Source organism: Burkholderia sp. RF7-non_BP4 (assembly GCF_001521935.1).
In the GTDB taxonomy this organism is placed as follows: domain Bacteria; phylum Pseudomonadota; class Gammaproteobacteria; order Burkholderiales; family Burkholderiaceae; genus Burkholderia; species Burkholderia diffusa.
Genome location: NZ_LOTA01000089.1, coordinates 179,321 through 206,062, shown reverse-complemented (window position 1 = coordinate 206,062; position 26,742 = coordinate 179,321). Strand labels below are relative to the sequence as shown.

The 26,742-nt window shown below is 68.0% G+C and carries 21 protein-coding genes; 12 read left to right on the top strand and 9 right to left on the bottom strand.

All coding sequences use genetic code 11. The features are described from left to right. Positions 1-74: 74 nt before the first annotated feature. Both hmpA and WS49_RS28205 read right to left on the bottom strand, forming a co-directional pair. Positions 75-1,283 carry an NO-inducible flavohemoprotein gene (gene hmpA, locus WS49_RS28210; protein ID WP_059535396.1) on the bottom strand — a complete coding sequence of 403 codons (1,209 nt, stop codon included), beginning with the start codon at positions 1,281-1,283 and terminating at the stop codon, positions 75-77. A 97-nt stretch (positions 1,284-1,380) separates the two neighbouring features. Next, the gene (locus WS49_RS28205) at positions 1,381-1,932 is read right to left on the bottom strand and encodes a cob(I)yrinic acid a,c-diamide adenosyltransferase (protein ID WP_059535394.1); all 552 of its coding nucleotides are present in this window, start codon (positions 1,930-1,932) and stop codon (positions 1,381-1,383) included. Between the two features lie 140 nt (positions 1,933-2,072). Here WS49_RS28205 and WS49_RS28200 point away from each other — a divergent pair, with 140 nt between their 5' ends. From WS49_RS28200 to proC, 6 genes are all read left to right on the top strand, one after another. Continuing rightward, positions 2,073-3,482 (top strand): FAD-binding oxidoreductase, encoded by a 1,410-nt coding sequence (locus tag WS49_RS28200; RefSeq protein ID WP_059535391.1) that lies wholly within the window; start codon positions 2,073-2,075, stop codon positions 3,480-3,482. Between the two features lie 38 nt (positions 3,483-3,520). After that, positions 3,521-5,014: an FAD-linked oxidase C-terminal domain-containing protein gene (locus WS49_RS28195; protein ID WP_059535522.1), complete on the top strand. Its 1,494-nt coding sequence runs from the start codon at positions 3,521-3,523 to the stop codon at positions 5,012-5,014. Between the two features lie 142 nt (positions 5,015-5,156). Continuing rightward, on the top strand, positions 5,157-6,245 hold the full coding sequence (gene glcE / locus WS49_RS28190; RefSeq protein WP_059535390.1) for a glycolate oxidase subunit GlcE: 1,089 nt from the start codon (positions 5,157-5,159) through the stop codon (positions 6,243-6,245). 7 nt (positions 6,246-6,252) lie between these two features. Next, a complete protein-coding gene (glcF, locus tag WS49_RS28185; protein ID WP_059535389.1) occupies positions 6,253-7,479 on the top strand; it encodes a glycolate oxidase subunit GlcF in 1,227 nt (408 codons plus the stop codon). 117 nt (positions 7,480-7,596) lie between these two features. After that, positions 7,597-8,295 (top strand): YggS family pyridoxal phosphate-dependent enzyme, encoded by a 699-nt coding sequence (locus WS49_RS28180; RefSeq protein WP_059535387.1) that lies wholly within the window; start codon positions 7,597-7,599, stop codon positions 8,293-8,295. A 50-nt stretch (positions 8,296-8,345) separates the two neighbouring features. Beyond that, complete coding sequence (gene proC / locus WS49_RS28175) at positions 8,346-9,158, top strand: pyrroline-5-carboxylate reductase (protein WP_059535385.1); 813 nt, start codon at positions 8,346-8,348, stop codon at positions 9,156-9,158. A gap of 93 nt (positions 9,159-9,251) precedes the next feature. Here proC and ubiA read toward each other — a convergent pair whose 3' ends face one another. The 6 genes from ubiA to recG form a co-directional block, all read right to left on the bottom strand. Beyond that, positions 9,252-10,124, bottom strand: coding sequence for a 4-hydroxybenzoate octaprenyltransferase (gene ubiA / locus WS49_RS28170; protein WP_059535384.1), 873 nt, complete (start codon positions 10,122-10,124; stop codon positions 9,252-9,254). Between the two features lie 262 nt (positions 10,125-10,386). Next, positions 10,387-10,875, bottom strand: coding sequence for a non-specific DNA-binding protein DpsA (gene dpsA, locus WS49_RS28165; RefSeq protein ID WP_059465436.1), 489 nt, complete (start codon positions 10,873-10,875; stop codon positions 10,387-10,389). Positions 10,876-10,994: 119 nt separating this feature from the next. Continuing rightward, on the bottom strand, positions 10,995-11,150 hold the full coding sequence (locus tag WS49_RS35770; RefSeq protein ID WP_175909117.1) for a hypothetical protein: 156 nt from the start codon (positions 11,148-11,150) through the stop codon (positions 10,995-10,997). Between the two features lie 99 nt (positions 11,151-11,249). Further along, positions 11,250-13,436, bottom strand: coding sequence for a catalase/peroxidase HPI (gene katG, locus WS49_RS28160; RefSeq protein WP_059535382.1), 2,187 nt, complete (start codon positions 13,434-13,436; stop codon positions 11,250-11,252). Positions 13,437-13,977: 541 nt separating this feature from the next. Further along, positions 13,978-14,937, bottom strand: coding sequence for a hydrogen peroxide-inducible genes activator (locus WS49_RS28155; RefSeq protein WP_059535381.1), 960 nt, complete (start codon positions 14,935-14,937; stop codon positions 13,978-13,980). 137 nt (positions 14,938-15,074) lie between these two features. Beyond that, on the bottom strand, positions 15,075-17,417 hold the full coding sequence (recG, locus tag WS49_RS28150; protein ID WP_059535380.1) for an ATP-dependent DNA helicase RecG: 2,343 nt from the start codon (positions 17,415-17,417) through the stop codon (positions 15,075-15,077). 167 nt (positions 17,418-17,584) lie between these two features. On the opposite strand from recG, the gene queA reads away from it, so the two are divergent. The 6 genes from queA (at position 17,585) to WS49_RS28120 (ending at position 25,421) form a co-directional block, all read left to right on the top strand. Further along, positions 17,585-18,652, top strand: coding sequence for a tRNA preQ1(34) S-adenosylmethionine ribosyltransferase-isomerase QueA (gene queA / locus WS49_RS28145; RefSeq protein ID WP_059535378.1), 1,068 nt, complete (start codon positions 17,585-17,587; stop codon positions 18,650-18,652). Between the two features lie 218 nt (positions 18,653-18,870). After that, a complete protein-coding gene (gene tgt, locus WS49_RS28140) occupies positions 18,871-20,058 on the top strand; it encodes a tRNA guanosine(34) transglycosylase Tgt (RefSeq protein ID WP_059535520.1) in 1,188 nt (395 codons plus the stop codon). A 244-nt stretch (positions 20,059-20,302) separates the two neighbouring features. Next, positions 20,303-20,626 (top strand): preprotein translocase subunit YajC, encoded by a 324-nt coding sequence (gene yajC, locus WS49_RS28135; protein ID WP_006476868.1) that lies wholly within the window; start codon positions 20,303-20,305, stop codon positions 20,624-20,626. A 106-nt stretch (positions 20,627-20,732) separates the two neighbouring features. Next, complete coding sequence (secD, locus tag WS49_RS28130; RefSeq protein WP_059535377.1) at positions 20,733-22,754, top strand: protein translocase subunit SecD; 2,022 nt, start codon at positions 20,733-20,735, stop codon at positions 22,752-22,754. A gap of 18 nt (positions 22,755-22,772) precedes the next feature. Continuing rightward, positions 22,773-23,723 (top strand): protein translocase subunit SecF, encoded by a 951-nt coding sequence (secF, locus tag WS49_RS28125; RefSeq protein ID WP_059465429.1) that lies wholly within the window; start codon positions 22,773-22,775, stop codon positions 23,721-23,723. A 159-nt stretch (positions 23,724-23,882) separates the two neighbouring features. Next, positions 23,883-25,421 carry a S41 family peptidase gene (locus WS49_RS28120; RefSeq protein ID WP_179949264.1) on the top strand — a complete coding sequence of 513 codons (1,539 nt, stop codon included), beginning with the start codon at positions 23,883-23,885 and terminating at the stop codon, positions 25,419-25,421. Positions 25,422-25,442: 21 nt separating this feature from the next. Here WS49_RS28120 and WS49_RS28115 read toward each other — a convergent pair whose 3' ends face one another. Further along, positions 25,443-26,720, bottom strand: a complete 1,278-nt coding sequence (locus tag WS49_RS28115) for an MFS transporter (RefSeq protein ID WP_059535375.1) — start codon at positions 26,718-26,720, stop codon at positions 25,443-25,445. Positions 26,721-26,742: the final 22 nt, after the last annotated feature.

Here is a 26,742-nt window from a genome sequence, read left to right as displayed (position 1 = left end):
GTGCCGCCCGCGCCGCAAGAAAAAGCCCGGCTCGCGCCGGGCTTTTTCGTTGGCGGGCAGCCGCCGTCAGGATCTCACTCGAGCGCGCCCGAGCCGAAGATCTCGGTATTGATGCGCGCCGGCGCGACGCCGAGCGCGACCAGCGCGTCGCGCTGCGCCTTCATGAACGCGATCGGGCCGCAGACGTAGTAGTCGGCATCCGGCACCAGTGCGTATTGCTTCACGCGTTCCGGCGTCAGGCGCCCTTCGAGGTCGTGATCGACGCCGCCCCGGTCGTTCGGGCCGACCAGCTCGTACAGCACGGTGCGCTTCACGTTCGCGTGTTCGCGCACCGTATCGTTCAGCCAGTCGCGGAACGCATGCACCGCGCCCGACCGGCATGCGTGGACGAACCGCACCTCGCGCGCACTGCCTTCGCCGACCAGCGTCGATGCCATCGACACCATCGGCGTCAGGCCGACGCCGCCGGAGATCAGCACGACCGGCGTATCGACGCCGCGCTTCAGCGAGAATTCGCCCATCGGCGCGGTCACTTCGACGATCGCGCCCTCCTCCACGCCGTCATGCAGCAGCGTCGACACCTTGCCGGCCGGGATCGCTTCCGGCTGGCCGGCCTCGCGCTTCACCGAGATGCGCAGCCACTTGCCGTGCGGCGCGTCGGACAGGCTGTACTGGCGCGGCTGGTCGACGCCGAGGTCGCCGACGAAACGCTTCACCGTGACGTACTGGCCCGGCGCGAAGGTCGGCGCCTCGCCGCCGTCGGCGGGCGTCAGGTAGAACGACGTGATCTCGTCGCTTTCACGCACCTTGCGGGCGACCTTGAACGGACGGAAGCCGCTCCACGCGGCGCCCGCGTACAGATCGGCCTCGGCGCCGATCAGGATCTGCGCGAGCTGGCCGTACGCGACACGCCATGCCTCGAGCGTCTGAGCATCGACCGCGTCGCCCAGCACTTCGACGATCGACGCAAGCAGGTTCTCGCCGACGATCGGGTAATGCTCCGGACGGATGTTCAGGCTCGCGTGCTTGTGCGCGATATGCGACACCGCGCCGCCGAGCGCGCCGAGGTTGTCGATGTTCGCCGCATATGCATAGACCGCCTTCGCGAGCGTTTCCGGCTGGCTGCCGGTCTTCTGGTGCGTCTGGTTGAACAGGTTCTTCAGTTCCGGATGGCGCGCGAACATGCGCTGGTAGAAGTGCTTCGTGATCGTCGCGCCGTGCACGGCGAGGACAGGGGCAGTGGCCTTCACACGAGCCATCTGGTCAGCAGTGATGTGGGTCATGTTCGTATTCTCCGTTAAACATGCTCATACGATACATCTTTAAAAATCGACGGCCCCCCGGGCAAATTGTCGCAGTGCGCAAGAACGCTGCCGCGCGTCAGCGAACGCGCCCGCGCTCCCACAGCACGTCCGAACCGCCACCCGCGCGATTCAGCACGCGCGCCAGCACGAACAGCAGGTCCGACAGCCGGTTCACGTAACGCCGCGGCGCATCATTGAGCGCATCGTTCCGCCCGAGCGCGACGATCGAACGCTCCGCGCGGCGGCACACCGTCCGGCATACGTGCGCGAGCGACGCCGCGCGCGAGCCGGCCGGCAGGATGAATTCCTTCAGCGGCGGCAGCGTCGCGTTGTAGTCGGCGAGCCACCGGTCGAGGCGCGCGAGGTGCGTGTCGTCGAGCACCGCATGGCCGGGAATGCACAGCTCGCCGCCGAGATCGAACAGATCGTGCTGGATCGTGACGAGCGCGGTGCGCACGTCGTCCGGCAGCGGCTCGGCGAGCAGCACGCCGAGGTTCGAGTTCAGTTCGTCGACGTCGCCGATCGCGGCGATCCGCGCGTCGTCCTTGCCGATGCGCCGTCCGTCGCCGAGGCCCGTGGTGCCGTCGTCGCCCGTGCGCGTCGCGATCTTGCTCAAGCGGTTACCCATGCGAATGTCCTCTCGTGCGCGGCCGCGATGCGGCCCGGTTGCCCAGGAACGCGATTATCGCAGCCCGCGGCGGCGGGCGCAGCGGGCGTTACAGCGTAGAATGGGCCGAAAGTTTGACAAGCAGTCGTCAGGAGACATTCGTGAATCACCCTGCCCCGCCGGCCACCGCGCGCCGCCCGCTGCCCTCCGCCATGCTCGATGCGCTGCGCGCCGCCTTCGGCGAGCGCGTGTCGACTGCCGACGCCGTCCGCGCCCATCACGGCCGCGACGAATCGCCGTTCGATCCGCAACTGCCCGACGCCGTCGTATTCGCCCACAACGCCGATGAAGTTCGCGAAGTCGTGTCGCTGTGCGCGCTCTACGGCGTGCCGCTGATCCCGTACGGCGCCGGCTCGTCGCTCGAAGGCCACCTGCTCGCCGTGCGCGGCGGCGTCTCGCTCGACTTGTCGGAAATGAACCGCGTGCTGTCGATCAACGCGGAAGACCTGACCGTCACGGTCGAGCCGGGCATCACGCGCAAGGCGCTCAACGAAGCGCTGCGCGACACCGGCCTGTTCTTCCCGATCGATCCGGGCGCCGACGCCAGCATCGGCGGCATGACCGCGACCCGCGCATCGGGCACCAACGCCGTGCGCTACGGAACCATGCGCGAGAACGTGCTCGGCCTCACCGCCGTGCTCGCCGACGGCCGTGTCGTGAAGACGGGCTCGCGCGCGCGCAAGTCGTCGGCCGGCTACGACCTCACGCGGCTGTTCGTCGGCTCCGAAGGCACGCTCGGCGTGATCACCGAGATCACGCTGCGCCTGCATCCGCTGCCCGAAGCCGTGTCGGCCGCGATCTGCACGTTCCCGTCGATGGGCGACGCGGTGCGCACCGTGATCGAGACGATCCAGATCGGCGTGCCGATCGCGCGCGTCGAGTTCGTCGACTCGCTCGCGGTGCGCTCGATCAACCGCCACTCGAACCTGACGCTCGCCGAAGCGCCGACGCTGTTCTTCGAATTCCACGGCACCGAAGCCGGCGTGAAGGAACAGGCCGAGCTCGTGCAGACGCTCGCGGGCCAGAACAACGGCCAGGGCTTCGAATGGGCGACCCGCCCCGAGGATCGCACGCGGCTCTGGGCCGCGCGCCACAACGCGTACTTCGCGATGCTGCAGCTGAAACCCGGCTGCCGCGCGGTGACGACCGACGTGTGCGTGCCGATCTCGCAACTCGCCGCGTGCGTCGAGGAAACCGAAGTCGACCTGCGCGCGTCGTCGCTGCCCTGCCCGATCGTCGGCCACGTCGGCGACGGCAATTTCCACGTCGCGATCCTGATCGATCCCGACAAGCCCGAGGAAATCGACGAAGCCGAACGCATCAACGACCGGATCGTCGAACGCGCGCTGCGCCTCGGCGGCACCTGCACCGGCGAGCATGGCGTCGGCCTGCACAAGATGCGCTTCCTGCCGAAAGAGCACGGCGACAATGCGATCGACGCGATGCGCGCGATCAAGCTCGCGCTCGATCCGCGCAATCTGATGAATCCCGGCAAGATCTTCACGTGCTGACATGGCGGCGCGCCGCCGCGCCGCCCGCAGGAGACCCGATGAACGCTTCCGTCGAACTGTCGAGCGCGACCCGCGCGCAGCGCCAGCGCGAAGTCGTGCAGGCGCTGATGGCCGTGCTGCCGACGCATTGCCTGCTGTTCCGCGACGAAGACACCGCGCCGTACGAATGCGACGGCCTGTCGGCGTACCGCCGGCTGCCGCTCGCGGTCGCGCTGCCCGAAACCGAATCGCAGGTGCAGCGGATCGTGCAGATCTGCCGCCGCATGGAGGTGCCGATCGTGCCGCGCGGCGCGGGCACGAGCCTGTCCGGCGGCGCGCTGCCGATCGCGAACGGCGTCGTGCTGTCGCTCGCGCGCTTCACGCGCATCGTCGAGGTCGATCCGTACGCGCGCACGGCCACCGTGCAGCCCGGCGTGCGCAACCTCGCGATTTCCGAAGCCGCCGCGCCGTACGGGCTGTACTACGCGCCCGATCCTTCGTCGCAGATCGCCTGCACGATCGGCGGCAACGTGGCGGAGAATTCCGGCGGCGTCCACTGCCTGAAATACGGGCTGACGGTGCACAACGTGATGCGCGTGCGCGCGGTCACGATCGACGGCGAGATCGTCGAATTCGGCTCGCTCGGCCTCGACACGCCGGGCCTCGACCTGCTCGCGGTGATGATCGGCAGCGAAGGGATGTTCGCGATCGTCACCGAGATCACGGTGAAGCTGATCCCGAAACCGCAGACCGCGCAGCTCGTGATGGCGAGCTTCGACGATGTCGTGAAGGGCGGCGAGGCGGTCGCCGCGATCATCGCGTCGGGCATCATCCCGGCCGGGCTGGAGATGATGGACAAGCCGGCCACCCAGGCCGTCGAGGCGTTCACGCATGCGGGCTACGACCTCGACGCGAAGGCGATCCTGCTGTGCGAATCGGACGGCACGCCCGAGGAAGTCGCGGAGGAAATCGTCCGCATGACGGCCGTGCTGCGCGAACATGGCGCAACGCGGATCCAGGTATCGCGCAACGAAAGCGAGCGGCTGCGCTTCTGGTCCGGCCGCAAGAACGCGTTTCCGGCCGCCGGGCGCATTTCCGCCGACTATTACTGCATGGACGGCACCGTGCCGCGCCGCGCGATCGGCCCCTTGCTCGCGCGCATCGAGCAACTCGAGACGCGCTACGGGCTGCGCTGCATCAACGTGTTCCACGCCGGCGACGGCAACATGCATCCGCTGATCCTCTACAACGCGAACGATCCGGACGAGCTGCACCGCGCCGAACAGTTCGGCGCGGAAATCCTCGAATGCTGCGTGGAATTCGGCGGCAGCGTGACGGGCGAGCACGGCGTCGGCATCGAAAAGCTCAATTCGATGTGCGTACAGTTCTCGCCGCAGGAGCGCGATGCGTTCTTCGCGGTCAAGCGCGCGTTCGATCCGGCCGGGCTGCTCAATCCCGACAAGGGCATCCCGACCCGCGCGCGTTGCGCCGAGTACGGCCGCCAGCACGTGCGCGGGGGGCTGCTGCCGCACCCCGACCTGCCGCGCTTCTGAGCGCCGCGCAGTCGCGCGGCCCGTGCCGGCCGCGCGCGTGGCGGCGGCATGCCTTCGTCAGACGGGGCTTAGGGATAGTCGCGATGTGGATTCGCGCCACCCCGGTACAATCGACCGGACAACAACGAGGCAGCAACAGAACATGGAAGAGGACGACATCGTCGCCGGATGGGCCGAGCGCATCCGTGCCGCCAGCGCCGACGGCCGGCCGCTGCGGATTCGCGGCGGCGGCACCAAGGACTGGTACGGCCAGGCGCTGGACGGCGAAATACTCGACACGCGCTCGTTTCAGGGCATCGTGTCGTACGACCCGGCCGAGCTCGTCGTCACGGTTCGCGCGGGCACGCCGCTCGCGCAGCTTGAAACCGTCCTCGCCGAGCGCGGCCAGATGCTGGCGTTCGAGCCGCCGCATTTCGGCCGCGCGGCCACCGTCGGCGGCTGCATCGCGGCGGGCCTCGCCGGCCCGCGCCGCGCGACCTGCGGCGCGCCGCGCGATTTCGTGCTCGGCGTCACGCTGATGAACGGGCGCGGCGAAGTGCTGCGCTTCGGCGGGCAGGTCGTGAAGAACGTCGCCGGCTACGACGTGTCGCGGCTGATGGCCGGCTCGCTCGGCACGCTCGGGCTGATGCTCGACCTGTCGATCAAGGTGCTGCCGGTGCCGGTCGCCGAAGTCACGCTGAAGTTCGAGATGACCGCGACCGACGCGGTGCGCAAGCTCAACGAATGGGGCGGCCATCCGCTGCCCGTCAGCGCGAGCGCGTGGCGCAACGGCACGCTGGTGCTGCGGCTGTCGGGCGCCGAGGCCGCCGTGAAATCGGCGAAGACGCTGCTCGGCGGCGAAGTCGTCGACGCGGTCGAGGCCGAGCGCTTCTGGGCCGGCCTGCGCGAGCACACCGATCCGTTCTTCAACGGCATTCCGCCCGGCTATGCGCTGTGGCGCCTCGCGCTGCCGTCGATCACCGAACCGATGCACCTGCCCGGCACCCAGCTGATGGAATGGGGCGGTGCGCAGCGCTGGTGGATCACCGACGCCGACGCGCAGACGGTGCGCATGAGCGCGAAGCAGGCCGGCGGCCATGCGACGCTGTTCCGCGCGGGCGAATCCTACGACCGCAGCGCGGGCGTGTTCACGCCACTGCCCGCGCCGCTGATGAAGATTCACCGCGGGCTGAAGACGGCGTTCGATCCCGCGCGCATCTTCAACCGCGACCGGCTCTACCCCGATCTCTGAGGGCTCGATGCAAACGAACCTCGCCGATTTCATCCGCAATACGCCCGACGGCGACGAGGCCGACGCAATCCTGCGCAAATGCGTGCATTGCGGCTTCTGCACCGCGACGTGCCCGACCTACCAGCTGCTCGGCGACGAACTCGACGGACCGCGCGGCCGCATCTACCTGATCAAGCAGATGGTCGAAGGCGCGCCCGTCACGCGCAGCACGCAGCAGCACCTCGACCGCTGCCTCACCTGCCGCAGCTGCGAAACGACCTGCCCGTCGGGTGTCCAGTACGGCCGGCTCGTCGAGATCGGCCGCAAACACGTCGAGGCGCAAGTGCAGCGCCCCGTGCAGCAGCGGCTCGTGCGCCGCGTGCTCGCCAGCCTCGTGCCGAACGAGGCGCTGTTCTCGCCGATCATGCGGCTCGGCCAGCACGTGCGGCCGCTCTTGCCGAAACGGCTGCGCGACAAGGTGCCGCCGCGCACGCGGCTGCTCGAATGGCCGCAGCGCACGCATCCGCGCAAGATGCTGATGCTCGCCGGCTGCGTGCAGCCGTCGATGCTGCCGAACATCAACATCGCGACCGCGCGCGTGCTCGATGCGCTCGGCGTCGAGACGATCGTCGCGCCCGACGCGGGGTGCTGCGGCGCGATCCGCCTGCACCTGAACTATCACGACGAAGCGCTCGACGACGCGCGCCGCAACATCGACGCGTGGTGGCCGTACGTCGAGCAAGGCGCCGAGGCGATCGTGATGAACGCATCGGGCTGCGGCGCGACGGTGCTCGAATACGCGCACCTGCTGCGCGACGATCCGGCGTATGCGGAGAAGGCGCAGCGCATCGTCGCGCTGACGCGCGACATCTCCGACGTGCTGCTCGCGTTCGAGGCCGAGCTCTCGACGCTCGCGCGGCGCCGCGCGATCCATACCGTCGCGTATCACCCGCCGTGCACGCTGCAGCACGGCCAGCAGTCGCGCGGCAAGGTCGAGCGCCTGCTCGAGACGCTCGGCATCGACGTGCGGCTGCCGGCCGACAGTCATCTGTGCTGCGGGTCGGCCGGCACCTATTCGCTGACGCAGCCGTCGCTGTCGTACCGGCTGCGCAAGCAGAAGCTGCTGAAGCTGCAGGCGCTCGAGCCGCAGATGATCGTGTCCGGCAACGTCGGCTGCATCGCGCACCTGCAAAGCGGCACGCAGATTCCGGTCACGCACTGGATTCAGCTCGTCGAGCATCTGCTGTACGGCTAGCGCGGCACCCGCGGCGGCGTCCGTATAATGGGCGAATCGAAGCGGCGCGTGCCGTGCCGCATTCGTCACCGTACTCGCCGCCGTAATCGCTTCCCCGTGCCTGCTTCCGTGCCCGTCATGTCCGACTTCGCCGCCCGTCTCGATTCCGTTCACCGCCGCATCGCCGACGCCGCCCGCGCGGCCGGCCGCGATCCCGCCACCGTCTCGCTGCTCGCCGTGTCGAAGACGTTTCCCGCCGACGACGTGCGCGCCGCGCATGCGGCCGGACAACGCGCGTTCGGCGAGAACTACGTGCAGGAATCGATCGACAAGATCGACGCGCTCGCCGATCTGCGCGCGGACCTCGAATGGCATTTCATCGGGCCGCTGCAATCGAACAAGACGCGCCCGGTCGCCGAACGGTTCGACTGGGTCCATTCGGTCGACCGGCTGAAGATCGCGCAGCGCCTCGCCGAACAGCGCCCCGCGCACCTGCCGCCGCTCAACGTGTGCGTGCAGGTGAACATCAGCGGCGAGGCGTCGAAGAGCGGCGTCGCACCGGCCGACGTGGCCGATGTCGCGCGCGCGGTCGCCGCGCTGCCGGCGCTGCGGCTGCGCGGCCTGATGGCGATTCCCGAACCGGCCGGCGATACCGACGCGCAACGCGTGCCGCATCGCGCGCTGCGCGCGCTGTTCGATGCATTGCGCGCCGAGGGCCTGCCGCTCGACACGTTGTCGATGGGCATGTCCGCCGATCTCGAAGCCGCGGTGCTCGAAGGCGCGACGATCGTGCGCGTCGGCACCGCGATCTTCGGCGCGCGCGACTATTCGCACTGAGCGCTGCCCTTTTCCGCCTTTCCGTTCACTCATCTGCTCAATCGGACATCATGAAAATCGCATTCATCGGCGGCGGCAACATGGCCGCGGCCCTCATCGGCGGCCTGATCAAGCGCGGCGTCGCCGCTGACGGCCTGTATGCCATCGACGTCAACGAGGACGCCCGCGCGCGCACGGCGCAGCAGTTCGGCATCCGCACCGGCGCGGCCATCGACGCGACGCTCGCGGCCTACGACGCGATCGTGCTCGCGGTGAAACCGCAGGTGCTGAAGGACGTCGCGCAGGCACTCGCGCCGCATTTGAAATCGCAGCTCGTGATCAGCATCGCGGCGGGCATCCGCGGCACCGACCTCGCCCGCTGGCTCGGCGACTACGCGCGCGTCGTACGCACGATGCCGAACACGCCCGCGCTGGTCGGCATGGGCGTGACGGGTCTCGCCGCGCTGCCGGGCGTCGACGCGGCCGGTCGCGAGCTCGCGTCGAACGTGCTCGGCGCGGTCGGCGAGATCGTGTGGTTCGACGACGAAGCGCAGCTCGATGCGGTCACGGCGATCTCGGGCAGCGGCCCGGCCTACGTGTTCTATTTCATCGAAGCGCTGCAGGAAGCCGCGCGCCGCCTCGGCATGAACGACGAACAGGGCCGCGCGCTTGCGGTCGCGACGTTCGCGGGCGCCGCGCAACTCGCCGCGCAATCGGGCGAGCCGGCAAGCGTGCTGCGCGAGCGCGTGACGTCGAAGGGCGGCACGACGGCCGCCGCGCTCGCGTCGTTCGACGCGCAGGGCGTGAAGGAAGCGATCGTGCGCGGCGCGCTCGCAGCCGAGGCACGCGCGAAGGAAATGGGCGGCGAGCTCGGCCGCGCATAAGCGCCGCGACCGCCGCCGGGTTTCCGGCACCGGCAACAAAAAAGCGGCCTCGGCCGCTTTTTTGCTGGCATCGCGCATCGGCGCGCGGTCGCGTCAGTTGCCGGCCGCACCCGCCAGCAGGTAATGCGCGGCGATTCCCGCGAACAGCACGCCGCCGAGCCAGTTGTTGTGCCGGAACGCCGCGAAGCACGGCATCCGCTCGCGCCCCTTGATCAGCGTGTAGTGATACAGCGCGCAGCCGACCGCCGCCGCCCAGCCGGCCCAGTACGCGAGACCGAAGCCGAGCGTCACGCCGATCCATACGTAGATGCCGAGCGTCACCGCATAGCATGCCATCACGGCCGCGACGTCGAAGCGGCCGAACGTCAGCGCGGACGTGCGAATGCCGATCTTGATGTCGTCGTCGCGGTCGACCATCGCGTATTCGGTGTCGTACGCGACCGACCAGAAAATGTTCGCGATGAGCATCACCCACGCGAGCATCGGCACCGTGTCCTGCACGGCCGCGAACGCCATCGGGATGCCGAAGCCGAACGCGATGCCGAGATATGCCTGCGGAATCGCGAAGAATCGCTTCATGAACGGATACGAACCGGCGACGAACAAGGCGACGACCGACAACTCCTTCGTCAACGTGTTGAGCGGCAGGATCAGCAGGAACGCGATGAACGACAGCACCACCGCGATCGCGACGGCTTCCCATGCGCGGATCTTGCCCGACGTCAGCGGCCGGTCGGCCGTGCGCTTCACGTGACGGTCGAAATCGCGGTCGGCATAGTCGTTCATCGCGCAGCCGGCCGAGCGCATCAGCAGCGTGCCGAGCGCGAAGATCACGAGCAGCGGCCAGCGCGGATGGCCGTCCGATGCGATCCACAGTGCGTTGAGCGTCGGCCAGAGCAGCAGCAGGCTGCCGATCGGCTTGTCCATCCGGACGAGCCGCAGATACAGGGGAAAGCGGGCAAGCATGGCGAAGCACCGGGAAGATAATCCCGGCATTTTAGAGCCGAGGCACGGTTCGCGTCATGTCGGGATGGCCCGCGGCCACGTGCCGCGGCACGCGCGTCGGCCACGCCGGCCCGCTGCAAGCGGCCGAAGCAGTCCTGGCCGCCAATCAAGGGACAGATGTGCGGCAAACATGCACGGGCGGCCAAGGCAGGATTCGATCCGCTGCAGGCGACCCGGCCCCAATTTGAGCTCGGGCTGCCCGCCGATGCCGGTCGCGTCAAACTTACGCGAGCAGCGACCGCAGCATCCACGCGGTCTTTTCATGCGTCTGCAGGCGTTGCGTCAGCAGGTCGGCGGTCGGCTCGTCGCTCGCCGCATCGGCGATCGGGAAGATTTCGCGCGCCGTGCGCACAACCGTCTCGTGCCCTTCCACGAGCTGACGGATCATCTCTTCGGCCGCCGGCACGCCGTTCGCTTCCGGCACCGACGACAGCTTCGCGAAATCCGCGAAGGTACCCGGCGCGACGACGCCGAGCGTGCGAATGCGCTCGGCGACCGAGTCGACCGCGAGCCACAGTTCGTTGTACTGCTCTTCGAACATCAGGTGCAGCGTGTTGAACATCGGACCCGTGACGTTCCAGTGGAAATTGTGGGTCTTCAGGTAAAGCGAGAACGTATCGGCAAGCAGACGCGACAGGCCGTCCGCGATTTTCCTGCGGTCCTTGTCGCTGATGCCGATGTTGATCTGCGTGGCGTTGCCTTTCCTGGCCATCTTCGGAACTCCTCATTCGAAATGTTGAACCGGAGAAAATGCGTCGAGCAATCCGCATGCCGCGTCGCACGGCATCCGTTCACGACTCGCCCGTCTGGTGCGGCGAGCGATTCGCGCGCTCAGCCGCCGGCGCCCGACACGAGCGGCGCGAGCGCGTGCAGCGCCTGCGCGACCAGCTCGGCCGCGCCGCCGACGACGATCGCGAAACCGACGATACGCCGCGCCCACTCGGCCGGCGTGAACGCGGTGCGCATGTTCAGCATCATTTGCGTCATGATCGTCACTCCTTCGACACGATCCTGGAAGAAAAAACGGCCGGTCGTGCGACCGGCCGTTTCACGTTACAGCGAAACTGCGTTACCGCATCGCGACATTCACTTGAGGTCGAATCGGTCGAGGTTCATCACCTTGTTCCAGGCCGCGACGAAATCGCGCACGAACTTCTCGTTCGCGTCCGCGCTGCCGTACACCTCGGCCAGCGCACGCAACTGCGAGTGCGAACCGAAGATCAGGTCGACGCGCGTACCCGTCCACTTGACCTGGCCCGACGCACGATCGCGCCCTTCGAACACGTCGTTCGCGGCCGACACCGGCTTCCACTCCGTGCCCATGTCGAGCAGGTTCACGAAGAAGTCGTTGGTCAGCGAGCCCGGACGATCGGTGAACACGCCGTGCGTTGAGTCACCGACGTTCGCGCCGAGCACACGCAGGCCGCCGACGAGCACCGTCAGCTCCGGCCCGCTCAGCGTCAGCAGCTGGGCCTTGTCGACCAGCAGCGCCTCGGCCGGCGTCTTGTACGCGCTCTTCAGGTAATTGCGGAACCCGTCCGCAACCGGCTCGAGCACGGCCATCGCTTCGATATCGGTCTGCTCCTGCGACGCGTCCATCCGGCCCGGTGCGAACGGCACCGTCACCGCGATACCCGCGTTCTTCGCGGCCTGTTCGACGCCGGCCGCACCGGCCAGCACGATCAGGTCGGCGAGCGACACCTTCTTGCCGCCCGTCTGCGCATCGTTGAACGCCTTCTGCACACCTTCCAGCGTCTCGAGCACCGTCGCAAGCGCGGCCGGCTGGTTCACTTCCCAGTCCTTCTGCGGCGCCAGGCGGATGCGCGCACCGTTCGCGCCGCCGCGCTTGTCCGAACCGCGGAACGTCGAGGCCGACGCCCATGCGGTCGACACGAGCTGCGCGACCGACAGGCCCGATGCAAGCACCTTCGCCTTCAGCGCCGCGACGTCGGCGTCATCGATCAGCTTGTGATCGACAGCCGGGATCGGGTCCTGCCACAGCAGTTGCTCGGCCGGCACTTCCGGGCCGAGATAGCGGGCGCGCGGGCCCATGTCGCGGTGCGTGAGCTTGAACCAGGCGCGCGCGAACGCGTCGGCGAACTCGGCCGGGTTCTCGTAGAAGCGGCGCGAGATCTTCTCGTAGGCCGGGTCGAAACGCAGCGACAGGTCGGTCGTCAGCATCGTCGGGCGATGCTTCTTCGCCGGATCGAACGCATCCGGAATCACCGCGTCGGCGCCCTTCGCGACCCACTGATGCGCGCCGGCCGGGCTCTTCGTCAATTCCCATTCGTAGCTGAACAGGTGCTTGAAGAAGTCGTTGCTCCACTTCGTCGGGGTCGACGTCCACGTGACTTCGAGGCCGCTCGTAATCGCGTCGCGGCCCTTGCCCGATGCGTACGTGCTCTTCCAGCCGAGACCCTGCTCCTCGATGCCGGCCGCTTCCGGTTCCGGACCGACGTTCGATGCGGGGCCCGCGCCGTGCGTCTTGCCGAACGTGTGGCCGCCGGCGATCAGCGCCACCGTCTCTTCGTCGTTCATCGCCATCCGCGCGAACGTCTCGCGGATGTCGCGTGCCGCCGCGACCGGGTCGGGGTTGCCGTCCGGGCCTTCCGGGTTCACGTAGATGAGACCCATCTGCACGGCCGCGAGCGGATTCTCGAGGTCACGGTCGCCCGAGTAACGGCTGTTCGGGCCGCCGCTCAGTTCCAGCCAGATCTTTTCCGAACCCCAGTAGACGTCGTCCGGTTCCCACGTGTCGACGCGGCCGCCGGCGAAGCCGAAAGTCTTGAAGCCCATCGACTCGAGCGCGACGTTGCCGGTCAGGATCATCAGGTCGGCCCACGAGATGTTGCGGCCGTATTTCTGCTTGATCGGCCACAGCAGCCGGCGCGCCTTGTCGAGGTTGCCGTTGTCCGGCCAGCTGTTCAGCGGAGCGAAGCGCTGTTGCCCGCCGCCCGCGCCACCACGGCCGTCGGCGGTCCGGTACGTGCCGGCGCTGTGCCAGGCCATCCGGATGAACAGGCCGCCGTAGTGGCCGAAGTCGGCCGGCCACCAGTCCTGCGACGTCGTCATCAGCGCCTGCAGGTCGCGCTTCACCGCCGCGAGGTCGAGCTTCTTGAACGCTTCCGCGTAGTCGAAATCCTTGTCCATCGGATCGGACAGCGCCGAGTGCCGATGCAGGATGTTGAGATTGAGCTGGTTCGGCCACCAGTCCTTGTTCGACGTGCCGCCGGCCGCCGTATGGTTGAACGGACATTTCGATTCGGTCGACATGCTTTTTTCTCCTTTACTTGCTCGTAAGCCCCCACTTGCCTGGCGCGGTTCGTGGAGCATTGCGGGGGGATGAAACGGAACAGGTTGGTCCTGTCGTGCTACGGGGTGGCAGGCGGCGTGGCCTTCGATGCGGGCTGCGGGACTTCGGACATGCAATGCTCCCTCATGGCTGAACGGCGGTGAGTCGGGGAACACGGAACCGGCATGCCGCGGCACTCATCCGCCATACACACGGTCCGCCAGATACGCGAACGCAATCGGGCGGAGGCTCCGGGCCGCGGCCCTCGCGCGATTTACGACCTCGTCGCGCGACGGGATGTTCCGCTGCGCGTGCTGCAATACCGACCGCATCATGACATCCTCCTTTGACACCTGCACTCAACGTGCAAATCGGACCGCCGATCCGGTGCAATCCATGGAAAGGATTCTATGTATTTCTATCGTTTATTTGAATTTGATAAATTTCATCTATCCGATAGGCAAAAATAAACGGGGTCGCCAGACCCCGTTGACTGCCTGCCTCACATGCACCGCACCCTGCTCAATTCATCGTCGCGGGCATGTCGAGCTTCGCGACGCCCGGCAGTTCGCACGCGGCGATCGCCTCGCTGATCGCGTCGATCGCCGGCATCCGCGTGAAGCTCTTGCGCCACACCAGCACGACGCGGCGATCCGGCACCGGCTCGTTGAACGGCACGTACGACAGCAACTCGGCGTCGGGGCCGTTCGCGCGCGGGCCGATCTCGGCGACCGACATCCGCGGCAGCACCGTGATGCCGACACCGCTCGCGACCATATGGCGAATCGTTTCGAGCGACGAGCCTTCGAAGGTCTTCTGGATGCCGTCGGCCGTCTGCGAGAAGCGCATCAGTTCCGGGCACACGCCGAGCACGTGGTCGCGGAAGCAGTGACCGTTGCCGAGCAGCAGCATGGTTTCCTGCTTCAGATCCTCGGCGTCGATCTCGTTGCGCTTCTCCCACGGATGGCCGGCCGGCAGCGCGACGACGAACGGCTCGTCGTACAGCGGCCGCACCATCAGGCCGGTTTCGGGGAACGGCAGCGCCATGATCGCGGCGTCGATTTCGCCCTGCTTCAGCAGCTCGAGCAGCTTCAGCGTGTAATTCTCCTGCAGCATCAGCGGCATCTGCGGCACGCGCTGGATCATCTGCTTGACGAGCGTCGGCAGCAGGTACGGCCCGATCGTGTAGATCACGCCGAGCCGGAACGGGCCGACGAGCGGGTCCTTGCCCTGCTTCGCGATCTCCTTGATCGCGAAGGTCTGCTCGAGCACGCGCTGCGCCTGCGTGACGATCTGGTCGCCGATCGGGGTCACGCTCACTTCGCTCGCGCCGCGCTCGAAAATCTGCACGTTGAGCTCGTCTTCCAGCTTCTTGATCGCCACCGATAGCGTCGGCTGGCTCACGAAGCATGCTTCGGCCGCGCGACCGAAATGCCGCTCGCGCGCGACCGCGACGATGTACTTCAATTCAGTCAGGGTCATTGTGGGTCAATCAGGGTTATACAGGCGATAGGTTTAATTTATACACCCGTTGGCACCGATTCGCCAAGTTTCTCTGCATCGCGATGCGCCGAATCGCCGCCGAATGGCGGTTTTAAATCCGTCCCCGAATGCGCGGATCAGGCCTTCAGGTACTGCTCCCGCGCGCCGAGCCAGCGTGCGAGATGCTGCGTGACCACGTCGGGATACGCGGCGATCAGTCGCGCTGCCGCGTCGCGGGCCGGGTCGATCAGCCAGCCGTCGGTCTCGAGGTTCGCGAAGCGCAGCATCGCGGCACCGGACTGGCGCGCGCCGAGGAATTCGCCGGGGCCGCGGATTTCGAGGTCGCGCCGCGCGATCTCGAAGCCGTCGGTCGTCTCGCGCATCGTCTTCAGCCGCTCGCGGCCGGTCAGCGACAGCGGGCCCGTGTAAAGCAGCACGCAGACCGACGCCGCGGTGCCGCGCCCGACGCGGCCGCGCAACTGATGCAGCTGCGCGAGGCCGAAGCGCTCCGCGTGCTCGATCACCATCAGCGACGCGTTCGGCACGTCGACGCCGACCTCGATCACGGTCGTCGCGACGAGCAACTGCACCTCGTTGCGCGTGAAGGCTTCCATCACGGCCGCCTTGTCGGCCGGCGACAGCCGCCCGTGCACGAGCCCGACCTTCAGCTCGGGCAACGCCTCGGCCAGCGTCTCGTAAGTCTCGACGGCCGTCTGCAGCTGCAGCGTCTCGCTCTCCTCGATCAGCGGACACACCCAGTACACCTGGCGGCCGGTCAGCGCGGCCTCGCGCACGCGGGCGATCACCTCTTCGCGCCGCGCATCGCCGACGAGGCGCGTCAACACCGGCGTGCGGCCCGGCGGCAGCTCGTCGATCGTCGACACCTCGAGATCCGCGTAATACGTCATCGCGAGCGTGCGCGGAATCGGCGTGGCCGACATCATCAGCTGGTGCGGCTGGAAATCGCGCGCGCCGTTGGCCGCGTTCGCGGCCTTCGCGCGCAGCGCGAGACGCTGCTCGACGCCGAAACGGTGCTGCTCGTCGACGATCACGAGGCCGAGCCGCGCGAATTCGACCGTGTCCTGGATGATCGCGTGCGTGCCGATCACGAGCTGCGCGGTGCCGAGCGCCGCGGCTTCGATCGCCGCGCGCTTCTCCTTCGCCTTCAGGCTGCCCGCGAGCCATGCGACCGAGACGCCGAGCGGTTCGAGCCACGCGCGCAGCTTGCGTGCGTGCTGCTCCGCGAGGATTTCGGTCGGCGCCATCAGGGCGGCCTGGTAGCCGGCGTCGATCGCCTGCGTGGCCGCCAGCGCCGCGACGACCGTCTTGCCGCTGCCGACGTCGCCCTGCAGCAGCCGCTGCATCGGATGCGCGAGCGTGAGGTCGTGCGCGATCTCGTCGACGACGCGCGACTGCGCGCCCGTCAGCGTGAACGGCAGCGCCGCGTAGAGACGCGTCGTCAGCGCGTCGGCATCGGCCGCGGTGCGGCGCGGCATCGCGGGCGCCGCGCGCGTGCGGCGCTCCTCGTGCGCACGCTTGAGCGACAGCTGCTGCGCGAGCAGCTCCTCGAACTTGATGCGCGTCCACGCCGGATGCGAGCCGTCCATCAGCGCGGCTTCATCGGAATCGACAGCCGGGTGGTGCAGGATCCGCACGGCCTGCGCGAGCGTCGGCACGCCGAGCGGCTTCAGGTAGTCGCGTTCGATCTCGGGCGGCAGCAGCTCGGGCAGCGGCGTGCGCTCGACCGCGTTCTCGATCGCCTTGCGCAGATACGCCTGCGACACGCCGGCCGTGCTCGGATAGACGGGCGTGAGCACCTGCGGCAGCGGCGCGTCGGCTTCGACGACGCGCACGGCCGGATGCACCATCTCCATTCCGAAGAAGCCGCCGCGCACGTCGCCGCGCACGCGCAGCCGTTGGCCGACGGCCATCTGCTTGACCTGCGAGCCGTAGAAATTGAGGAAGCGCAGCACGAGCTGCTCGCCGTCGTCATCCTGGATCTTCACGACGAGCTGGCGCCGCGGCCGGTATGCGACTTCGTTGTCGAACACCACGCCCTCGGTCTGCGCGATGCCGCCCGGCAGCAGTTCGCCGATCGGCGTGAGCGTGGTTTCGTCCTCGTAGCGCATCGGCAGATGCAGCACGAGATCGATCGAGCGCGTGAGGCCGAGCTTCGCGAGCTTGTCGGCGGTCTTCACGGCGGCGGTCTTCACGGGTTTGTCGGCGGCCGGCTTCTTCTTGCGCTTCGCGCCGGACGTGCCGGCTGCCCCCGCTTCGTCGCCGTCCGCGCCCGGATCGACGTCGGGCGCGGCGGCAGCCGGCTGCGCGAGCCGCCCGTCGGCGCCGCGCTTCGGGCCCGCGCGGCGCGACGCGCCACCGCGCGGCTCCGCGCTTTGCGCGGGTAACGCGGCATCGTCCGCGTCGAACGGATCGGCGGAATCGGCAACGGCGGCGGAGGAACGGCGTGGTGACACTGGCATCGGATCGTCTGGGTGCTTCGCAAGGCAAGTACAATAGCGGCTTTCACGTCGTCCGAACGAACGACGCCGGCCAGGCCGCGCATCCCGCCATCATAGCGGCTCGCGCGCCCCATTCATGCGTTTCCGCCCTGTCGGCGGCGCCCGCCGGCCGTTTCGAACCAGCCCGCATGTTCACGCTTTCCGATTTCGATTTCAATCTGCCCCCCGAGCTGATTGCGCAGACCGCACTGCCCGACCGCACCGCGAGCCGCCTGCTCGAGGTCGACGGCACCGTCGAGCCCGCGCGCCTCGTCGACCGCCGCTTCGCCGAGCTGCCGTCGTGCATCGCGCCCGGCGACCTGCTCGTGTTCAACGATACCAAGGTGCTGAAGGCGCGTTTCTTCGGCCAGAAGGCCAGCGGCGGCAAGATCGAGGTGCTGATCGAGCGCGTGACCGGCACGCACACCGCGCTCGCGCAGATCCGCGCGAGCAAGTCGCCGGGCGCCGGCACGACGCTGCGTCTCGCCGACGCGTTCGACGTGACGGTCGGCGAGCGCGTCGAGCCGTTCTTCACGCTGCATTTCCCGGAGCCGTGCCTCGCGCTGATCGAGCAGCACGGCCGCCTGCCGCTGCCGCCGTACATCGAGCACGACGCCGACGCGAACGACGAGACGCGCTACCAGACCGTCTATGCGAGCAACCCGGGCGCGGTCGCGGCGCCCACGGCCGGGCTCCATTTCGACCAGCCGCTGCTCGAGAAGCTCGACGCGATGGGCGTCGAGCGCGCGACGCTGACGCTGCACGTGGGCGCCGGCACGTTCCAGCCGGTGCGCGTCGAGAACCTCGCCGAGCACCGGATGCACAGCGAGTGGTACGACCTGCCGCAATCGCTCGTCGACAAGATCGCCGCGACCCGCGCGCGCGGCGGCAACGTGATCGCGGTCGGCACGACGTCGATGCGCGCGCTCGAAGCCGCGGCGCGCAGCGCCGACGAAGCGGGCCGCCCGCTCGCCGCGACGCAGGCCGAGACCGACATCTTCATCACGCCGGGCTACCGTTTCCGCGTCGTCGACCGGCTCGTGACGAACTTCCACCTGCCGAAGTCGACGCTGCTGATGCTGGTGTCGGCGTTCGCGGGTGTCGAGACGATCCGCGCCGCGTACCGGCACGCGATCGACGAACGCTACCGCTTCTTCAGCTACGGCGATGCGATGCTGCTCACGCGGCGCGACACGCCGGAGACGCCGCGCGCGTGAGCGCGGCAGGTGCGAAGACGCACCGGCCCGCGACCGCGCAGCCGCCGTTGCACCGTTGTCCCGTTGCGCGCGCTCCGATGGCGCGCGCCCCGCTTTTCCCAGCCGCCGGCTTGCCGGCGGCGTTTCCAACATGCGCCGGACTTGCGATCCGGAGTCAGCGCTTCAGCGCATACTCCGGTCCCATGCAAGGCTTCTTCGGTGGCAAGGAGAATGACGCGATGACCGAAGGTTCATCCCACGATACGCACGCTCCCGTGCAGGACCGCCCGGCCAACGGGCTCGAATTCGAACTGCTGACGACCGACGGCCATGCGCGCCGCGGCCGCGTGAAGCTCAACCACGGCGTGGTCGAGACGCCGATCTTCATGCCGGTCGGCACGTACGGCACCGTGAAGGCGATCCAGCCGCGCGAGCTGCACGAGATCAACGCGCAGATCATCCTCGGCAACACGTTCCACCTGTGGCTGCGCCCCGGCCTCGAGACGATCGACGCGCACGGCGGCCTGCACGGCTTCATGGGCTGGAACAAGCCGATCCTGACCGATTCGGGCGGCTTCCAGGTGTTCTCGCTCGGCGACCTGCGCAAGATCACCGAGGACGGCGTGACGTTCGCATCGCCGATCAACGGCGACAAGCTGTTCCTGTCGCCGGAAGTGTCGATGCAGATCCAGAAGGTGCTGAACTCCGACATCGTGATGCAGTTCGACGAATGCACGCCGTACGCGACCAACGGCGTGCCGACCACGCACAAGGAAGCGGCCGACTCGATGCGCATGTCGCTGCGCTGGGCGAAACGCTCGCTCGACGAGTTCGACCGGCTCGGCAACCCGAACGCGCTGTTCGGGATCGTCCAGGGCGGGATGTTCGAGGACCTGCGCGACGAGTCGCTCGCGGGCCTGTCGGAGCTCGGCTTCCACGGCCTCGCGATCGGCGGGCTGTCGGTCGGCGAGCCGAAGGAAGACATGATGCGCGTGCTGCGGCACGTCGGCCCGAAGCTGCCGGCCAACAAGCCGCACTACCTGATGGGCGTCGGCACGCCGGAGGATCTGGTCGAGGGCGTCGCGAACGGCGTCGACATGTTCGACTGCGTGATGCCGACCCGCAACGCACGCAACGGCTGGCTCTTCACGCGCTTCGGCGACGTGAAGATCCGCAACGCGACGCACAAGAATTCGCTGAAGCCGCTCGACGCGAGCTGCACGTGCTACACGTGCCGGAACTTCTCGCGCGGCTACCTGCACCACCTGCACCGCGTCGGCGAAATCCTCGGCGCGCAGCTCAACACGATCCACAACCTGCACTACTACCTGCAGCTGATGAGCGAGATTCGCGACGCAATCGAGACCCATACGTTCGACGCGTTCCGCCAGCGCTTCGCGGAGGATCGCGCGAGAGGGGTCGACTGACCGGGCGGCGGCCCGCAAGCTGCCCGCACCGCGCCACGTCACATAAGACATGTACTAAATATCGCGTCCCGACCGCCGGTCGTGGCCGCCGAATATTACAATTGCCTTTCCAAACGAGCCGCAACGGTGCCGTTTCATGCTTTAACAGCTTGATCCGAAAGCGCATTTGCTGCGCCGTTTGCACATGGGGCCGGTGGTAGAATAACCGGCTTAATTTTCGATCTTCCCCTACGGAGAGACCAACGTGCCGTTCATTTCCAATGCCTTCGCGCAAGGTGCCGGTGGCGCCGAATCGAGCCTGATGAGCTTCCTGCCGCTCATCCTGATGTTCGCGGTGCTGTACTTCATCATGATCCGTCCGCAGATGAAGCGCCAGAAGGAACACCGCAACATGCTCGCGGCCATGGCGAAGGGCGACGAAGTCGTCACGAGCGGCGGCCTCGTCGGCAAGGTGACGAAGGTCACCGAAGGCTACATCGGCGTCGAAATCGCCGAAGGCACCGAAATCACCGTGCAGAAGGCTGCCGTCACGACCATTCTGCCGAAGGGCACGATCAAGTCGCTGTAAGGCTTTTACCGAGCGTCCGGCTCCCCGCGTCGTGCCCGCCTGAGAGAGCGGGCCGCCGCGGCGCCGGACGCGACGCTTTCACGCCAACCACCCGTTCGGCCCCCTCATGAATCGTTATCCACTCTGGAAATATGTCGTGATGGTCGTGGCGCTCGCCATCGGCCTTCTGTACACATTGCCCAACTTCTTCGGCGAAGCGCCGGCGGTGCAGGTGTCGAGCGGCAAGGCCACGGTCAAGCTCGACTCGACCACGCTGACCCAGGTCGAATCCGCGCTCGCCTCCGCGCAGATCACGCCGGACGACGTCACCTTCGAGAACACGGCGTCCAACGCGAACATCCGCGTGCGCCTGAAGGACACCGATACGCAGCTGCGCGTCAAGGACCTGCTGCAGAAGTCGCTGAACGCCGACCCGAACGATCCGCAGTACGTCGTCGCACTGAACCTGCAAAGCGCGTCGCCGCGCTGGCTGACCGCGCTGCACGCACTGCCGATGTATCTCGGCCTCGACCTGCGCGGCGGTGTCCACTTCCTGCTCCAGGTCGACATGACGGGCGCGCTCACGAAGAAGCTCGACTCCGACGCGTCCGACGCGCGCACGCTGCTGCGCGACAAGAACATCCGCGACGGCGGCGTGAGCCGCGTCGACCAGTCCGTCGTCGTCAACTTCAGCGACGCGCAGACGGCGGAAGACGCCCGCAAGGTGCTCGCCGCGTCGGTCACCGAACTGCAATGGGCGACCCAGCCCGGCGGCGGCGGCACGCAAGTCGTCGGCACGTTCACGCCGGCCGTGCAGAAAGCCGTCGAGGACGCCGCGCTCAAGCAGAACCTGACGACGCTCCACAACCGCGTGAACGAACTCGGCGTGTCCGAGCCGATCCTGCAGCAGCAAGGCAGCGACCGCATCGTCGTCGAACTGCCGGGCGTGCAGGACACCGCGAAGGCGAAGGACATCATCGGCCGCACCGCGACGCTCGAGGCGCGCCTCGCCGATCCGATCAACACGCACCCGAACCCGAACGACCCCGTGCCGCCGGGCGAGGAGCTGTTCACGCAGGGCAACCAGGCGCCCGTGCTGCTGAAGAAGGACGTGATCTTCACCGGCGACCGCATCATCGATGCGTCGGCCGGCTTCGACGAACACCAGCGTCCGTCGGTCAACATCCGCCTCGACTCGGCGGGCGGCCGCTCGGTGCGCGCGGTGTCGCGCGAGAACATCGGCAAGCCGATGGCGATGGTGCTGTTCGAGAAGGGCAAGGGCGAGGTGCTGACGGTCGCGACGATCCAGTCCGAACTCGGCGACCGCTTCCAGATCACGGGCCAGCCGACGCCGCAGGCCGCGGCCGACCTCGCGCTGCTGCTGCGCGCCGGTTCGCTCGCCGCACCGATGGACATCATCGAGGAACGCACGATCGGCCCGAGCCTCGGCGCGGACAACATCAAGATGGGCGTCCACTCGGTGATCTGGGGCTTCTGCGCGATCGCCGTGTTCATGATCGCGTACTACATGCTGTTCGGCGTGATCTCGGTGATCGGCCTGTCGGTGAACCTGCTGCTGCTCGTCGCGGTGCTGTCGCTGATGCAGGCGACGCTGACGCTGCCGGGTATCGCGGCAATCGCGCTCGCGCTCGGCATGGCGATCGACTCGAACGTGCTGATCAACGAGCGCGTGCGTGAAGAACTCCGCGCCGGCCAGCCGCCGCAGACCGCGATCCAGGCCGGCTACGCGCACGCATGGGCGACGATTCTCGACTCGAACGTCACGACGCTGATCGCCGGCCTCGCGCTGCTCGCCTTCGGCTCGGGCCCGGTTCGCGCGTTCGCGATCGTGCACTGCCTCGGCATCCTGACGTCGATGTTCTCCGCGGTGTTCTTCTCGCGCGGGATCGTCAACCTCTGGTACGGCGGCCGCAAGAAGCTGAAGTCGCTCGCGATCGGCCAGGTGTGGAAGCCGGAAGGCGCCACGGCCGGCGCCTCGTTCGCCGCGGCCGACGAATCGACCGACACCGCGCGCGCCGCGAAGCTCGCCGCACCCGCGAAGGGCAACGCACCGCGTGCCGGCAAGCCGCAGTTGCGCAACCGCGCGCAGCAAGGCGTGTCGCCGAAGAAACCGGGCTCGACCCAATAAGGCCCCGGAGACGAAGCCATGGAATTTTTCCGCATCCGTAAAGACATTCCGTTCATGCGGCACGCGCTGGTGTTCAACGTGATCTCGCTGGTCACGTTCCTCGCCGCCGTGTTCTTCCTGTTCCACCGCGGGCTGCACCTGTCCGTCGAATTCACCGGCGGCACGGTGATCGAGGTGCAGTACCAGCAGGCCGCGCAGCTCGAACCCGTGCGCGACACGCTCGGCAAGCTCGGCTACGCCGACGCGCAGGTGCAGAACTTCGGCACGTCGCGCAACGTGCTGATCCGCCTGCAGCTGAAGGAAGGCCTCACGTCCGCGCAGCAGAGCGACCAGGTGATGACCGCGCTGAAGGCGCAGAGCCCCGACGTGACGCTGCAGCGCGTCGAGTTCGTCGGCCCGCAGGTCGGCCGCGAGCTCGCGACCGACGGTCTCCTCGCGCTCGCGTGCGTGGTGATCGGCATCGTGATCTACCTGTCGATCCGCTTCGAATGGAAGTACGCGGTCGCCGGCATCATCGCGAACCTGCACGACGTCGTGATCATTCTCGGCTTCTTCGCGTTCTTCCAGTGGGAGTTCTCGCTGGCGGTGCTCGCGGCGATCCTCGCGGTGCTCGGCTACTCGGTCAACGAGTCGGTCGTCATCTTCGACCGGATCCGCGAAACGTTCCGCCGCGAACGCAAGATGAGCGTGTCGGAGGTGATCAACCACGCGATCACGACCACGATGTCGCGGACGATCATCACGCACACGTCGACGGAAATGATGGTGTTGTCGATGTTCTTCTTCGGTGGCCCGACGCTGCATTACTTCGCGCTCGCGCTGACGGTCGGCATCATGTTCGGCATCTACTCGTCGGTGTTCGTCGCGGGCTCGCTCGCGATGTGGCTCGGCATCAAGCGCGAAGACCTGATCAAGGAAAAGAAGACCGCGCACGATCCGGACGATCCGAACGCGGGCGCGCAGGTTTAAGCGCCGCGTCGTTTCGGCGGATACCCGAAGGCCGGTCCTGTTGGACCGGCCTTTTTTCATGCGCGAGCCGCGTCCGCTTCCTCCGGCGCGGCCGCACGGACCGTCGGCTACAATCGCTTCACCATCCCGCCCCGCCACCCGTCGAAGCCGCGGTCCCTCATGATGCCTGCCTCGCGTGTCCTTCATCGCATCGTCGCCTGGAGCACCGGTGCCGCCGCCGCGGCTGCGTTCGTTGCATGCACATCGGCCGCCCGCGCGCAATCCGCGTCCGCCCAGCACGCTGCTGCTGCTGCGGCGGCGTCACAACCGTCACCCTGCCCGCCCGACTGGGAACCGCAGCTCTGCGAACTGAAGGCCGCGGTCGAAGTGCTGAAGAAGCAGCACCTGACCGACGTCGACATCGGCGCGTTGCTCGACGCCACCGTGCACGACGGCATCAAGACGCTGCCGTACGCGCGCTTCTTCAACGCAAAGGAAGAGCAGGAACGGCGCGACGACGAGCGCCGCGCACGCGACGGCACGCCGGGCATCGGCATCGTGTTCGAGACGCGGCCCGATGGGCTGCACATCATCGACGTGATCCCGGACGCGCCCGCCGAACAGGCCGGCGTGCGGCCCGACGATCTCGTCGTCGCGATGAACGACCGGAGCGTCGTCGGCATCGACAGCAGCGAGGTCGTGAAACTCGCGAAGGGCGACGCGGGCGTGCCGCTGAAGCTCACGGTCCGGCGTGGTCCGAACCCTGCGACGCTGACCTTCGCGCCGGTCCGCGCGATCGTCCGGCCGCACCCGGCGACCGCAAGGCGGCTCGCCGGCGACATCCTGTACACGCGGCTGTCGAGCTTCCCGGAGCCGGCGGTCGGCAACTATATCGACGCGGTGCAGGCCGCGCGCCGCGCGGGGCCGCCGGTGAAAGGCGTGATCCTCGACCTGCGCATCAACGGCGGCGGCGCATTGAATGCGGCGATCGGCATCACCGCGCTGTTCGCCGGGCGCGACCGCACCGCGATGACGACGCTCGAGCGCGACGGAACGAAGCGCCGCCGCTTCACGACCAACTGGCCCGACTACGAACTGCCGGTCATGCACGGCCAGGATCCGCTCGCGCCGCTGCAGACGGACGACTGGTGGCGCACCGTGCCGCTCGTCGTGCTGGTCGACGGACAGAGCGCGTCGGCCGCCGAAGCGACCGCGGCGGCACTGAAGGATCTCAGCCGCGCGCGGCTGCTCGGGATGCCGACCTACGGAAAGGGGCTCGCGCAGACCGGCGTCGACCTGATCGACGGCACGCGCGTCAATTTCACGTTCGCGCGCAACCTGCGGCCGAACGGCTGCCCGATGGACGGCTACGGCGTCGTGCCGGACTGGCTCGTGCCGCCGCGCCGCGACTCGGACGTCGACGGCGTGCTGCTCTGGTACCGCGAAGTCGATCTCGCCCGCGCGCCGTATGCGGACCGGCTGGCGCCCGATCCGTTCGCGCAGGTACGCAAGGCACGGCAAACGCTGCGCGAAGCGCGCGTGCGCGAGAAAATCGATACGTCGAAGAGCGCGGCGCTGCCGCAGCGGGAATTCGGCACGGATGCCGACTGGCAGCTCCGGCAGGCGCTTGACGCGCTCGCCGGCCGGCCGGTGCGGACCGTCGCCGCGCCCGCGCAACTGATGCCGGCGCAGCCGGTATGCGAGCGCGTCAGCGACTGACGCGCCGCCGCGCGCCCCGCGTCACCGGAAGCCGAACCGCCGGCGCAGCACGACCAGCGCCGCGAGGCTCAGCACGGCCGCGAACATCAGGTAGAAGCTCGGCGCGGTCTTCATCCCGGTCGCGCGGATCAGCCACGCGATGATGAACGGCCCGAAGCCGCCGAAGATCGTCACCGCGACGTTATACGCAAGCGACATCCCGGTCGTGCGCGTCTGCACCGGAAACACTTCGGACAGCAGCCCCGGCAGCGCCGCGAAATAACCGGTCATCAGGAACGCGAGCAGCACCTGCAGCGCGATCAGCGTGCCGAAGCCCGGATGCGCGACCAGGTACGCGAACGCCGGATAGATCAGCACGAGGATGCCGACGGCCGGCGCGAGCATCACGCGCACGCGTCCGTACCGATCCGACCAGTGGCCGACGAGCGGCGCGAACGCCATCTGGATCACGCCGACGACGAGAATCGCGGCGAACGCGGCCGACGGCGCAAGGCCGAGCTGCTTCACGCCGTAGGTCGGCATGAACAGCACGAGATAGGTCGCGACGGTGCCGAGCACCACCACGCCCATCGCGGCGACGAGCCGTGCCTTGTGCGACGCGAACGTGTCGCGCAGCGGGCTCGCGGTGCTTTCGGCGGCGAGGAATTCGGGCGTCTCGTCGACCTTCGAGCGGATGTAGTACGCGACGGGCCCGAGCAGCAGCCCGAAGAAGAACGGGATGCGCCAGCCCCACGCGGCCATCTGGTCGGCCGTGAGCTGTGCGTTCAGCACGGTGCCGAAGCCGGCGGCGAGCAGCGTCGTGAGCCCCTGGCTCGCGACCTGCCAGCTTGCGAAGAAGCCGCGCCGGCCCGGCACGTGCTCGGCCAGGAACGCGGTCGCGCTGCCGAATTCGCCGCCGGCCGAGAAACCCTGCATCAGCCGCGCGGCGACGAGGACCAGCGGCGCGGCAACGCCGATCGTCTGGTAGGTCGGCAGCACCGCGATCACCAGCGTGCCGGCCATCATCAACAGGATCGACAGCGTGAGCGCGGCCTTGCGGCCCGCGCGGTCGGCGTACGCGCCGAGCACGATCGCGCCGAGCGGGCGCATGAAGAACGACACGCCGAACGTGCCGAGCGTGAGCAGCAGCGACACGGTGTCGTTGCCGGCCGGGAAGAACAGCTTCGAGATCGTCACCGCGAAGAAGCCGTAGACGACGAGGTCGAACCACTCGAGCGCGTTGCCGATCGACGCGGCGACCACCGCGCGCCACACGCGCGGCGACGAGGCAATGGAGCTGGACTGCGTGACGGCGTGCATCGGCGATCTCCTTGTCGTTGTT